14 protein-coding genes are annotated in these 12,211 nt (G+C 62.3%); 9 read left to right on the plus strand and 5 right to left on the minus strand.

The features are described from left to right. Positions 1 to 915: LysR substrate-binding domain-containing protein (locus B7L09_RS06980; RefSeq protein WP_094468295.1), on the plus strand; the 915-nt coding region annotated here is incomplete at its 5' end. 96 nt (positions 916 to 1,011) lie between these two features. On the opposite strand, the gene leuD is transcribed toward B7L09_RS06980, so the two are convergent. After that, positions 1,012 to 1,626, minus strand: a complete 615-nt coding sequence (gene leuD, locus B7L09_RS06985) for a 3-isopropylmalate dehydratase small subunit (RefSeq protein ID WP_094468296.1) — start codon at positions 1,624 to 1,626, stop codon at positions 1,012 to 1,014. Further along, positions 1,623 to 3,044, minus strand: coding sequence for a 3-isopropylmalate dehydratase large subunit (leuC, locus tag B7L09_RS06990; RefSeq protein WP_094468297.1), 1,422 nt, complete (start codon positions 3,042 to 3,044; stop codon positions 1,623 to 1,625). The genes leuD and leuC overlap by 4 nt, the downstream gene beginning before the upstream one ends. A gap of 408 nt (positions 3,045 to 3,452) precedes the next feature. On the opposite strand from leuC, the gene B7L09_RS06995 reads away from it, so the two are divergent. From B7L09_RS06995 to B7L09_RS07030, 8 genes are all read left to right on the plus strand, one after another. Next, the gene (locus tag B7L09_RS06995) at positions 3,453 to 4,646 is read left to right on the plus strand and encodes a PepSY-associated TM helix domain-containing protein (protein ID WP_094468298.1); all 1,194 of its coding nucleotides are present in this window, start codon (positions 3,453 to 3,455) and stop codon (positions 4,644 to 4,646) included. Continuing rightward, complete coding sequence (locus tag B7L09_RS07000; RefSeq protein WP_094468299.1) at positions 4,643 to 5,185, plus strand: PA2404 family protein; 543 nt, start codon at positions 4,643 to 4,645, stop codon at positions 5,183 to 5,185. Before B7L09_RS06995 ends, B7L09_RS07000 begins: the two co-directional genes overlap by 4 nt. Continuing rightward, a complete protein-coding gene (locus B7L09_RS07005) occupies positions 5,182 to 5,505 on the plus strand; it encodes a hypothetical protein (RefSeq protein WP_094468300.1) in 324 nt (107 codons plus the stop codon). Before B7L09_RS07000 ends, B7L09_RS07005 begins: the two co-directional genes overlap by 4 nt. After that, positions 5,502 to 6,074, plus strand: coding sequence for a DUF6162 family protein (locus B7L09_RS07010; protein ID WP_094468301.1), 573 nt, complete (start codon positions 5,502 to 5,504; stop codon positions 6,072 to 6,074). The genes B7L09_RS07005 and B7L09_RS07010 overlap by 4 nt, the downstream gene beginning before the upstream one ends. A gap of 35 nt (positions 6,075 to 6,109) precedes the next feature. Further along, the gene (locus tag B7L09_RS07015) at positions 6,110 to 7,036 is read left to right on the plus strand and encodes a metal ABC transporter substrate-binding protein (protein WP_094468302.1); all 927 of its coding nucleotides are present in this window, start codon (positions 6,110 to 6,112) and stop codon (positions 7,034 to 7,036) included. 93 nt (positions 7,037 to 7,129) lie between these two features. Further along, on the plus strand, positions 7,130 to 7,891 hold the full coding sequence (locus B7L09_RS07020; protein ID WP_176457669.1) for a metal ABC transporter ATP-binding protein: 762 nt from the start codon (positions 7,130 to 7,132) through the stop codon (positions 7,889 to 7,891). Then, complete coding sequence (locus B7L09_RS07025) at positions 7,888 to 8,787, plus strand: metal ABC transporter permease (RefSeq protein ID WP_094468303.1); 900 nt, start codon at positions 7,888 to 7,890, stop codon at positions 8,785 to 8,787. The genes B7L09_RS07020 and B7L09_RS07025 overlap by 4 nt, the downstream gene beginning before the upstream one ends. Further along, on the plus strand, positions 8,788 to 9,687 hold the full coding sequence (locus tag B7L09_RS07030) for a metal ABC transporter substrate-binding protein (RefSeq protein ID WP_094468304.1): 900 nt from the start codon (positions 8,788 to 8,790) through the stop codon (positions 9,685 to 9,687). A gap of 188 nt (positions 9,688 to 9,875) precedes the next feature. Here the strand turns inward: B7L09_RS07030 and B7L09_RS07035 are convergent, their stop codons facing one another. The 3 genes from B7L09_RS07035 to B7L09_RS07045 all read right to left on the minus strand — a co-directional run bounded on the left by B7L09_RS07035 (position 9,876) and on the right by B7L09_RS07045 (position 12,160). Next, positions 9,876 to 10,103 (minus strand): MbtH family protein, encoded by a 228-nt coding sequence (locus B7L09_RS07035; RefSeq protein WP_094468305.1) that lies wholly within the window; start codon positions 10,101 to 10,103, stop codon positions 9,876 to 9,878. A gap of 81 nt (positions 10,104 to 10,184) precedes the next feature. Further along, complete coding sequence (locus tag B7L09_RS07040; protein WP_094468306.1) at positions 10,185 to 11,597, minus strand: aspartate aminotransferase family protein; 1,413 nt, start codon at positions 11,595 to 11,597, stop codon at positions 10,185 to 10,187. A 77-nt stretch (positions 11,598 to 11,674) separates the two neighbouring features. Further along, a complete protein-coding gene (locus B7L09_RS07045) occupies positions 11,675 to 12,160 on the minus strand; it encodes a GNAT family N-acetyltransferase (protein WP_094468307.1) in 486 nt (161 codons plus the stop codon). Positions 12,161 to 12,211 lie beyond the last annotated feature (51 nt).

Here is a 12,211-nt window from a genome sequence, read left to right on the forward strand (position 1 = left end):
ATGACTAACAAGAAAGATAACGTGCCCCTACCCGAAGACCTGCGGGTGTTCCTGACCGTGATTCGCAAGGCGGGTTTCGCTGCCGCCGCCGATGAGTTGGGCCTGTCGCCTGCGTATGTCAGCAAGCGCATCCAGATCCTCGAAACTACCCTGGCCACCCGCCTGCTCCATCGCACCAGTCGCCGCATCGCCCTGACCGAGGACGGTGAACGGGTCCAGCGCTGGGCGNTGCGCATCCTCGAAGATTTCCAGCAACTTTCCGATGAACTCTGCGACGCCCACGACAGCCCCCGTGGGCATCTGCATTTGTGCAGCAGTTTCGGTTTCGGCCGTCATCACGTGGCGCCGGCCGTTTCGTTGCTGGCCGAGCGATATCCGGACCTGGAAATTCGCCTCGACCTGTTCGACCGGGTGGTGGACATCGTCAATGAAGGCTTCGATCTGGAGATCCGTGTCGGCGACGACATTCCCGGCCAGCACATCGGCCGGCAGCTGGTGAGTAATCGACGGGTCGTCTGTGCGGCGCCCGGTTACCTGCAACGTCAGGGTGTGCCGCAGACGTTAAGCGAACTGGAGCAGCATCATTGCCTGGTCATCAAGGAGCGCGACAACGCGTTCGGCATCTGGAACCTGGAACGCACCGGGGTTCAAGAAAGCGTGCGGGTCAGCGGACCGCTGTCGTCCAATAACGGCGAGATTGTCTTGCAGTGGGCACTGGACGGGCGCGGCGTTGTGCTGCGGTCATTGTGGGATGTGAAACCGCTGCTGGATCAGGGGCGGCTGGTGCAGTTGCTGCACGATTACACCCAGAGTGCCAACGTGTGGGCGGTGTACCCGACGCGGTTGGCGTATTCGGGGAAGTTGCGGGCGTGTGTGGAGTTTTTGCAGGAGCATTTCAAGGGGTTGTCGGTGTAGCCCGGGTAAACACAGTTCAAAAATGTGNGTCAACATGGATGTTGAATGTGATGGCCTCATCGCGAGCAAGCTCGCTCCCACAGGTTGACGTGTGTTTCAGCTTAGCCAGGGGTTGGCGGCCAGGTGATTGCGCTCGAAGGCTTTGATTTGTTCGCTGCGCTGCAGGGTGCTGCCGATGGCGTCGAGGCCCAGCAGCAATGCGGTTTTGCGCAAGGTGTCGATCTCGAACGGGATGACCTGACCGTCGTAGAGGCGAATCTCCTGAGCGTCCAGATCGACATTGATCAGCGCGCTGTCCGGTTCACTGACCACTTGCCCCAGTCGCTGTGACACCGCCTCATCGAGGGTAATCAACAACACCCCGTTACGCTGGCAGTTGTCATAGAAGATGCCGGCAAAGCGGCTGCCGATCAGCGCGCGAATACCCATTTGCTTCAAGCCCCACACCGCATGCTCACGGCTGGAGCCACAGCCGAAGTTCGGCCCGACCACCATGAAACGTGCGCCTTGCCACGCCGGTTGGTTCAGTACGAACCCGGGGTTTGGTGAACCGTCGGGCAAAAATCGCAGGTCAAAAAACAAACCACGATCCAGCCCCGCGCGGTCGATGCCCTTGAGAAACTGCTTGGGCATGATCACATCGGTGTCGATATTCGCCGCAAGCATCGGCGCGGCCTTGCCGGTAACCAGGGTGAACGGTTGCAGGCTCATGCGCGGTCTCCAAAGTGACGAATATCGGTGAGGCGGCCGGTGATGGCGGCAGCGGCGACCATGGCCGGGCTCATCAGGTGAGTGCGGGCGCCGGCGCCCTGGCGGCCTTCGAAGTTGCGGTTGGTGCTGGAAGCGCAGCGGTCGCCGGGGGCCAGCACATCGTCGTTCATCGCCAGGCACATCGAGCAGCCTGACTGGCGCCATTCGAAACCAGCGTCGATAAAGATCGCCGCCAGCCCTTCGGCTTCGGCCTGGTCGCGCACTTCGGTGGAGCCGGGGACGATCATCGCCCGTACGTGGTCGGCCACGTGTTTACCGCGCACGACACTGGCGGCGTCGCGCAGGTCTTCGATGCGGGCATTGGTGCAGGAGCCGATAAACGCATGGCTGATCACGATATCGCTCAGCGGCATCCCCGCTTCAAGGCCCATGTAATTCAGGGCGCGGCGCATGTCCTGACGCAGGATCAAGTCGCTGACGTCTTGCGGGTCCGGCACGCGCGCGCCGATCGGGGAAGCCTGGTCCGGGCTGGTGCCCCACGTCACCATCGGTTCCAGGGCGCTGGCGTCGACCCGGACTTCACGGTCGAAGTGCGCGTGCGCGTCGCTGTGCAAGGCGCGCCACTTCTCCACCGCTTGCTCCCACAACGCGCCTTTGGGTGCGCGGGGTTTGTCCTTNAGGTAGGCGAAGACTTTTTCGTCCGGTGCCATGAATGCGCCGCGCGCACCGGCTTCCACGGCCATGTTGCAGATAGTCATGCGTGCTTCGACGCTCAGTGCATCAATGGTGGAGCCGCGAAACTCGATGGCATAGCCGGTGGCGCCGGACGCGCCAATCTTGCCGATCAGCGCCATGATCACGTCCTTGGAGGTGAGGCCGCGCGCCAGTTCGCCGTCAACGGTCACGCGCATGCTTTTCAGGCGTTTGTAAACCAGGGTCTGCGAGGCCAGCAGGTGCTCGATTTCCGAAGTGCCGATACCAAAACCGAACGCACCGAGGGCGCCATACGTGGTGGTGTGGCTGTCGCCGGCGGCGATGACCATGCCCGGCAGAATGAAGCCCTGCTCAGGGGCGATGACGTGTTCGATGCCTTGGCGTTTGTTGAGGATGTCCAGCAGCTCGATGCCGAAGTCCCGGCAGTTTTCCGCCAGGTACGACACCTGCCGCGCGCCGCCCGCATCGGGCATCGCCGCAATACGCGTGGGCGTGGTGGGGTTGACGTGATCGACCACCGCCAGCGCGGTGCCGGCCCGCCAGACCCNACGCCCGGCCTCGCGCAAGCCGCTGAATGCCTGGGGGCTGGTGTATTCGTTGATCACCTGGCGGTCGATGTACAGAAGGACATGGCCCTGATCGTCCAGGGGGCACACCGTNTGGGAATCGATGTGTTTGTCGTAGAGGGTTCTTGCTGGCGTCATGGAGAGGCTCGCTCAGGCTCGCGGGTGAAAGGCGTCTGAGCTCCATCTTAGGGAGTCGGCCATCGCCATCAATGGCCGGACAGTGATCCCGTGAACCATGGTTCGTGTTGGATCGGTTCACCCGCTGCCTCAAATGAATGCAAATCCCTTGTGGGAGNGACATTCAACATTGATTTCGGCTGAACCAACGCAATCGCGAGCAGGCTCACTCCCACAGGGGTTGTGTATGTGTGCTGGCTGGAACGCGAAACATTTACTTTCACATCGCCGTTCGGGATTTCCGTTCCTCATCCGTCCTATAGAGATGCAGTCAGTCCGCGTAGGCAAAAGCCACGGGCGACTTTTCATGGACCTCATCGCTGGGAAGCCCGCAGCAGAGGCCCTCCCATCGATACAAGACCTTTAATCATGTCGAAGAAATCCCGCTCCAAACTCTGGTTTCTGGTCCATAGCTGGCTGGCCTTGCCGATCTGGTTTTTCGTGCTGATCGTCTGTGTCACCGGCACGCTGGCGGTGGTCAGTCAGGAAATCGTCTGGCTGGCCAACCCGCAGATGCGCGCCAGCCAACCCACGGACGACGCACCGCTGCTCAGTTATGACCAGATCATCGCCGCCATCAAGAAGGCGGAACCGAACACCCTGGTCGAGGGCATCAGCCGGCCAGATGAGTCGCACTTCGCGCTGGATGTCGATGTCAGCTACCCCGACGGGCGCTCGGTGAAGGTTTACGTCAACCCGTACAGCGGCGTGATTCAGGGCACTGCCCCGCAATTCAATTTCCAGGCCTTTACCCGTGCATTGCATGGCTGGTGGCTGGTGCCGTTCACCAACGGCTTCAGTTGGGGCTGGTACCTGGTCTCGGCGCTCGGCCTGCCGTTGCTGGCGTCACTGGTGACCGGGCTGGTGGTCTACAAGCGTTTCTGGAAGGGCTTCTTTAGACCGACATTGCGCATCCGTCATGGCGCGCGGATNTTCTGGGGGGACTTCCACCGCCTGAGCGGGATCTGGTCAATCTGGTTTATCGCGGTGATTTCCATCACCGGCACCTGGTTTCTGATCCAGGCGTTCATGTTCGATAACCAGGTGTCGATTTCCACCGCGCCGGTGGCCTTGGTGGTGCCGCGTGAGAGCGTGCCGGTGAGCACCGATGGCTCGCCAGCGCCGATGATCAGCCTGGAAGCCGCGATTGCGCAGGCCAAGGAACGCATTCCCGGTCTGGAAGACAGCTTCGTCAGCCTGCCCGCCAATGCCTACAGCTACCTCACGGTGGGCGGACGCAGTTGGTATCCGTTGATGTTCCAGACTGCCGAGATCAACCCGTACACCGGCGATATCGCTGCCACCCGCTTGCTGTCGGACCGTTCCGGCCTGGAGCTGGTGACCGAATCCATGCGGCCGCTGCACACCGGTGATTTCGGCGGCATCTGGATCAAGCTGATCTGGGCATTCTTCGGCCTGGTGCTGAGCATGATGGTGTTGAGCGGCCTGCTGATCTGGACCAAGCGCACCGCCCTGGCCACCCTCAATGCNCTCAAGCGCAAGGACAAACGTCCGCGCACCGCCGCTGTCGATCACCGCGAAACCACGGAGGTCAGCCAATGAGCCTGTTCGCCGCTGAACAACCCGCCTCGAAACTGAGCCGCTTCTGGCACAAATGGCGGTTCCATATCAACATCCTGCTGTTGCTGGTGCCCCTGGGGTTCATGCCCAAATACTTCGCCGACGCCGCGTTGTTTCGCGGCGACACCGGCTTGGGTGAGCGGGAAATCGGTGAAGTACAGGTTGGGCCCTGGAGCCTGCGCCTCGCCGAGTTGCGCAACGAAGCACCGACCCTCGATGGCCCGGCCGGCCACATGAAAAGCTTCAACGCGGCGCTGTGCGACAGCTGCCGCGATCAGGTCAAGGCCACCTACCTGCGTATCGGCAAACCGCGCAGCTTGCGCGCCGCCGGGGTGATCTTCTTCGGTACGCCCTACCGCATGGGCGCCATGCTGCCGATCCCCGACAAGACCAAAGCCGACGCCGAACTGTGGATCACCATGGAAGGCTGGGACGGCGCGATGCACCAAGCGTCGATCCCCCTGAGCCAGGCATCCCCCGCCACCCTCGCGTGGCTGAACAAACAAGGAGGCAAACCATGACGCTACGTTCTCTAAACGCGGCTTTGCTGGTGCTCTGCGCCGGTTTCAGCGCCAGCGCCCTGGCCCACAACCCGATGTGCGAATGCAAGGAAATACCCGGCGAGCAGATCCAGTGCACCGGCGGTTTCTCCGACGGCAGCGGCGCCCCGGGCGTGACCCTGGACGTCATCGGCTACGACGAAACCATCCTGCTGCCCGGCAAACTCGGCCAGGACTCAACCCTGACTTTCAAGAAGCCCGCGGCCGAGTTCTATGTGCTGTTTGACGCGGGCCCCGGCCACGTCGTCGAGATCGACCAAGCGGACATTGAAGCCCCATGAGTACGCCAACCACGCACGTCGTGCGCCCCGCCGGTGCCGGCCATGAAACCCTGTATGTGTTGCTGTTATGCCTGATNATCCTCGCGGTGGCCGGTTCGGTGGTGGCCCTGCGCCATGAGTCTCAGGAAGTCAGCAGCGTAGGCAGCCATCAGCTGGATGCCCGTCGCGACCTCAGCGCATCCGAACAAGGCATCTATGCCGACCTGCGGGTGACCCTGGATGAAATCCAGCTGCTGCAACAGGAGCAAAGCGCCCTGCCGACGCCTGCGCAACTGGCCGAAGAAGGTTTTGCACCGTTTGCCCAGGACGCCAGTTCCGTCAGTCGGGGCGGCCATGCCTGGCAGTTGCTCGACGCCAAGGCTTATTTCGGTCAGAGCCAGACGCCCGCCGTGGCCGGTTCGTTTCTGATGCGTTTGACCGCTGACGACGATGCGCCGGACGTCTGGCTCAACCGCGATAACGCCCTCGCGGCCCCGACCGACCTCACTGACGCCGCGCTGGAAAGCGCCGGCTGGCAGCAGATCGTCGCGCAATTCGATGCCGGCGTGACCCGCCAGCACCGGCACTGACCCCTCGCCTTCACCCGAGAGAAGAACGCTTTCCCATGCCTATTTCATCTCAACGCTCTTTCCTGCGCCCGCTGCTGGTCGGCCTGCTTGCCTTGTTGCTGACGCCACTGGCCAGCGCCGAAGACGCCAAGCGCCTGCGTATCGGCATCACCCTGCACCCTTACTACAGCTACGTGGCTAACATTGTCGGCGACAAGGCCGACGTGGTCCCGCTGATTCCGGCCGGCTTCAACCCGCACGCCTATGAGCCCCGCGCCGAAGACATCAAGCGCATCGGCACCCTCGACGTGNTCGTGCTCAATGGCGTCGGTCATGACGACTTCGCCGACCGCATGATCGCCGCCAGCGAAACGCCGAACGTCCCGGTGATCGAAGCCAACGAAAACGTGCCGCTGCTGGCCGCCACCGGCACCGCCGCGCGTGGCGCGGGCAAGGTGGTCAACCCGCACACCTTCCTGTCGATCAGCGCGTCGATTGCCCAGGTCAACAACATCGCCCGCGAGTTGGGCAAGCTTGACCCGGACAATGCCAAGGCCTACACCCAGAACGCCCGTGCCTACGGCAAACGCCTGCGCCAGATGCGCGCCGACGCCCTGGCCAAGCTGACCCAGGCGCCGAACGCCGAACTGCGAGTGGCCACGGTGCATGCGGCTTATGACTACCTGCTGCGCGAATTCGGCCTGGAAGTGACCGCCGTGGTCGAGCCGGCCCACGGCATCGAGCCGAGCCCGAGCCAGCTGAAAAAGACCATCGATCAACTGCGCGANCTGGATGTGAAGGTGATCTTCTCGGAGATGGATTTCCCGTCCACCTACGTCGAGACCATCCAGCGTGAATCCGGGGTCAAGCTGTACCCGCTGTCGCATATCTCCTACGGCGAATACACCCCTGAAAAGTACGAAGTGGAAATGACCGGCAACCTCAACACCGTGGTTCGGGCGATTCAGGAGTCGGGGAAATGACGGCGAAAGAAACCATCACCGAATCCCCTGTGGGAGCGAGCTTGCTCGCGAAAACGGTGGGTCAGTCAACATTGATGTCGACAGTCAACATTGATGTCGACTGACACTCCCTCTTCGCGAGCAAGCCCGCTCCCACAGGGTTCGGGGCCGACGCTGGATTTTGCGCAGGTCAGTTTGACGCTGGGGCGCACGACGATCCTCGACAACGTGACCTTCCAGGTGCAGCCCGGCAGCATACATGCGCTGGTGGGCCCGAACGGTGGCGGCAAGAGTTCGTTGATCAAGACCCTGCTCGGGCAGATGCCGCATCAGGGCCGTCTGAGCCTGCAATGGCCGGGCACGCCCGGGACCATCGGTTACGTGCCCCAGGCGCTGGAATTCGACCGCGGCTTGCCGATGACNGTNGACGACTTCATGGCCGCGATGTGTCAGCGCCGTCCGGCGTTCCTCGGTTTGAGCAAGCATTACGCGCCCGCGATTGGCGAAGCGCTGGAACGGGTCGGCATGCAGGACAAACGCAAACGCCGCATGGGCGCGTTGTCCGGCGGTGAGCGTCAGCGTGTCTTGCTGGCCCAGGGCCTGATCCCGGCGCCGCAGTTGCTGGTGCTCGACGAACCGATGTCGGCCCTCGATGAGGCCGGCATCCAGGTGTTCGAACGGCTGCTCGGCGACTGGCGCCAGAGCGGCATCACCGTGTTGTGGATCGAGCACGATCTGGAAGCCGTCGGGCGTCTGGCNGACCGCGTCACCGGCCTGAACCGCCGCGTGCTGTTCGACGCCACGCCCAAAGAGGCATTGACCCCGGACCGCCTGCTGACCCTGTTCTCCACCCACCCTCGGAGCTCGGCGCCATGAGTTATGAAGCGTTTCGTTTGATGGTCCAGGGCTGGGCCTCGTCCGGGTACCTGCCGGAGGCGCTGGCCTATGGGTTTGTGGTCAATGCCTTGCTCGCCGGTTTGCTGATCGGCCCGGTACTTGGCGGCCTGGGGACGCTGGTAGTGGTCAAGCGCTTTGCGTTTTTCTCCGAGGCTGTCGGGCATGCTGCACTGACCGGCGTGGCCGTGGGCATTCTGCTCGGCGAACCCTACACCGGGCCCTATGGCGCACTGTTCGGCTACTGCCTGCTGTTTGGCATCCTGCTCAACTACCTGCGCAACCGCACGGGGCTGGCGCCGGATACATTGATCGGCGTGTTTCTCTCGGTGTCGTTGGCCCTGGGTGCGAGCCTGCTGCTGATTCTGGCGGGCAAAATCAACGTGCACATCCTCGAAAACGTGCTTTTCGGTTCGGTGCTGACGGTCAACGGTAACGATCTGCTGGTNCTCGCAATTGTCGGTTCGCTGGTGATGGCCCTGGCGCTGCCACTGTACAACCGCATCATGCTGGCCAGCTTCAACCCGCAGCTGGCAGCGGTGCGCGGTGTGGCNGTGAAGACCCTGGATTATCTGTTTGTGATTCTGGTGACCCTGATCACCGTGGCCGCAGTGAAAGTCATCGGCGCGATTCTGGTCGGTGCGCTGTTGGTGATTCCGGCCGCAGCGGCACGCTTGCTCAGCCAGTCGTTGAAGGGCTTCTTCTGGGTNTCCGTGATGATTGCCACGGTCAGCACGCTGTGCGGCATCCTGTTGCCGATCNTCTTCGACCTGCCTATTCCGTCCGGTGCCGCGATCATTCTGGTCGCCGGTATCGCCTTCGCCCTCGCCGCCATCGCGCGTGGCGTTGTCCCAAGCCTGAAAGGGAATATCGGATAAATGTATTTTCCTCTGCGTCAACTGACCCTGGCCGTCGCCCTGTGCGGGCTGGTCAACACAAGCTTTGCGGCGGATCCAAAACCCCTGCGCGTGCTGGCGTCCTTGCCGATCACTTACGGCCTGGGCGAAGTCCTGCTCAAAGGCACCGACGTCACCCTTGAACGTGCCGCGCCGGCGAACCTGCCTGGCAGCCGCCAGACTGCGTACTTCACTGGTCGTGGCGCTCCGGCGCTGGCCAAACTGGCGACCGACGCCGATGCGGTGATCGGTCTGCGCTCACTGTGGGCGGACGATCCGCTGTACCCGATTGCCCGGCGCAGCAACATTCGTATCATTGAAGTCGACGCCGCCCGCCCCGTGGACGGCGCCCTGCCCGGCATCGCCGTGCAGCCGGGCAACAAGGTCGACGGATTGAACAGCCAGCCATGGTTTTCCAGCAACAACATGGGGCGGATGGCGGATGTGATGGCGGCCGACCTGGTGCGTCTGGCCCCCGAGGCGAAGCCTGCGATCGAGGCTAATCTGGCGGCGCTCAAGCAGCGCTTGCTCAAGCTCAGTGCCGACAGCGAAGCGCGATTGGCCAGTACCGATAACCTCAGTGTGATGAGCCTGAGCGATCACTTTGGCTACTTAATTGGCGGGCTGAACCTGGAACTGATCGGCCTCGATGCACGCCCGGATGCCGAGTGGACACCTGAAGCGCTGAAGCAATTGGGCGCGACGCTGAAGGACAATGATGTGGCGGTGGTGTTGCATCATCGCCAGCCGTCTGATGCGCTGAAAGCGGTGATCGCAGAGGCAGGCAGTCGGTTGGTGGTGTTGAGTGTGGACGCGGCAGATCCCGTGGCTGAGCTGGAAGGGAATGTGGATCTGGTGATCAAGGGGTTGAGCGGGGTTTAACGTCAGTTGGACCGCGTTATCGTTCATCGCGGGCAAGCCCGCTCCCACAGGGGATTTGTGTCACGCCATAGATCCAATGTAGGAGCGAGCCTGCTCGCGAAGGCGGCCTGACAGGCAACACAAAATTGAAGACATGAAAAAGCCCGCTGACTGTCACCAGTCCAGCGGGCTTCTTTTTGCGTCGTACCTTAATTAGCCACTGCCGCCTGCTCGTCCATCTTCTGACGCAGGCTCAACGGGCGCATATCGGTCCAGACTTCTTCGATGTAAGCCAGGCACTCTTTCTTCATGCCGCTCTTGCCCACGGTGCGCCAGCCTTCCGGTACGACCTTGTAGTCGGGCCAGATCGAGTATTGCTCTTCGTGGTTGACCACGACCTGAAAGAGGATGTCCTCGCGGTCGAATACTGACGTCATGCTGTGTCTCCATCGCTGTAGGGTGGGCTGCACTGCGAGTGCAGCCGGTATGTAGAAGGAACGTTGCGCGGCGCGAAAAATTTAGAGGCTGATGATGGCCGCAGCCATGGCCCGGCCGAAAATCTCCGCTACCCGATCGATTTCTGCGGCAGTAATCACCAGCGGCGGCAGGAAACGCACCACGCCGCCATGACGCCCGCCCAGCTCAAGAATCAGCCCGCGCTTGAGGCATTCACGCTGCACCAGCGGCGCCAGGCGGCCGAAGATCGGCGGATGCCCCAAGGCATCGGGCGTGCCCGTCGGATCGACCAGTTCAACGCCGAGCATCAAGCCGCGCCCGCGAATGTCGCCCAGTTGCGGGAAGTCCCGCTGCAGGATGCGCAGGTGTTCGCTCAGGCGCTCGCCCATGGCGGCAGCGTGCTCGCAGACCTTGTGCTCCTTGAGGTAGCGCATCACCGCCGAACCCGCCGCCATGGCCATCTGGTTACCACGGAAAGTCCCGGCATGCGCGCCCGGCAGCCAGGTGTCGAGCCAGTCGCGATACACCACTACCGCCAGCGGCAAGCTGCCGCCGATGGCTTTGGACATCACCACCACATCCGGGATGATGCCGGCATGTTCGAAGGCAAACATCTTGCCGGTGCGGCCGAAACCGCTCTGGATTTCATCAACGATCAACGCCACGCCCGCCTGCTCGGTGATGCGTCGCAAGCCACGTAGCCAATCAAGGTCGGCCGGAATCACCCCGCCCTCGCCCTGCACCACTTCGACAATCACCGCCGCCGGCAGNTNCACGCCGGCCTCTGGATCATTGAGCAGGTTTTCCAGATAGCTTAGGTTGACCTTCACNCCTTCCGCGCCGCCCAGGCCGAAGGGGCAGCGGTAGTCGTAGGGGAAAGGCAGAAATTGCACGCCATTGCCGAGCAAGGCGCCCAACGGTTTTTTCGGCCCCAGGCTGCCCATCAGGCTGAGTGCGCCCTGGCTCATGCCGTGGTAACCGCCCTGGAACGACAACACCGTGCTGCGACCGGTGGCCGTGCGCACCAGCTTCAACGCGGCTTCCACCGCGTCGGTGCCGGTGGGGCCGCAGAACTGGATTTTCGCTTCCTGCGCAAGCGCTGCAGGCAACAGGCCGAACAGGTCTTGTACGAACTGGTCCTTGACTGGCGTCGTCAGGTCGAGGGTGTGCAGCGGGAGCTCGTCGCTGAGTACCTGCTGGATGGCTTCGATCACCACCGGGTGGTTGTGGCCCAGCGCCAAGGTGCCTGCACCCGCCAGGCAGTCGATGAAACTGCGGCCTTCGACGTCTTCGACATAAATGCCCTTGGCGCGCTTGAGCGCCAGGGGAATGCGCCGCGGGTAGCTGCGGGCATTCGATTCCTGCTGGTTTTGACGGGCCAGCAACGGCGATTCGTTGAACTGATACAGCGTCTCGGCCGGCGCCGGAGTGATCCGGGCCGACTGATCTTCCATAAGGCTGGTAGCGACTGACATCTCTCGACCCCTCAATAAGGTTTTCCTGTTCTGGAAACGCATCAGGGTGCCGAGGATTTAGACCCTCGATCAGCTTTCTATGACGGCGGTGTCAGTGCCTTGTGCATGGGAATGGCGTGGAGCCCGGCCACGGTGAAGATTTCGGCACAGGGCCGATACCCCAAATGACGGTAAAAAGCCTCGCTGGTGCGGGTGCTGTTGAGTCGTGCCTGGGCCAGCCCCTGATCGATCAACCAGCCTTCGAGGTCGTGAACCAGCGCCTCTCCGGCACCGCGACGAAACCATTCCGGCTGCACATAGCAGAACGCGATCTTGCCACTGATCGCCGCCATGGCGACACCGACCGGTTTGTCCTGCAACAGGGCGATGTTCAGGTACAACCGTTGGTCGGACAGCCAGGGTTGCACGTGATCGATGGTTTTGTTGTGGGTCCAGGTGGCGACGGTTCGCGGGTCGTTGCGGTGGTCGAGCGCACAGCCGACACGAATGGAGCGCTCGACGATCCGGCTGATGATGCCGGCGTCGGCGGGGGTTGCCTTGCAGATGTGAATCGATGCATCCATGGCGCTGTTACCTCAATCCATTGAGAAAAAGCTGCCGGGGACGATAGCGCT

This window comes from Pseudomonas mandelii (assembly GCF_002251635.1).
In the GTDB taxonomy this organism is placed as follows: domain Bacteria; phylum Pseudomonadota; class Gammaproteobacteria; order Pseudomonadales; family Pseudomonadaceae; genus Aquipseudomonas; species Aquipseudomonas mandelii_B.

Coding starts and splice junctions, on each gene's coding strand:
- B7L09_RS07035 (WP_094468305.1), bottom strand. CDS start 10,103: ATGACGTCAGTATTCGACCGCGAGGACATCCTCTTTCAGGTCGTGGTC.
- B7L09_RS07005 (WP_094468300.1), top strand. CDS start 5,182: ATGACGCTACGTTCTCTAAACGCGGCTTTGCTGGTGCTCTGCGCCGGT.
- B7L09_RS07045 (WP_094468307.1), bottom strand. CDS start 12,160: ATGGATGCATCGATTCACATCTGCAAGGCAACCCCCGCCGACGCCGGC.
- leuD (WP_094468296.1), bottom strand. CDS start 1,626: ATGAGCCTGCAACCGTTCACCCTGGTTACCGGCAAGGCCGCGCCGATG.
- B7L09_RS07030 (WP_094468304.1), top strand. CDS start 8,788: ATGTATTTTCCTCTGCGTCAACTGACCCTGGCCGTCGCCCTGTGCGGG.
- B7L09_RS07000 (WP_094468299.1), top strand. CDS start 4,643: ATGAGCCTGTTCGCCGCTGAACAACCCGCCTCGAAACTGAGCCGCTTC.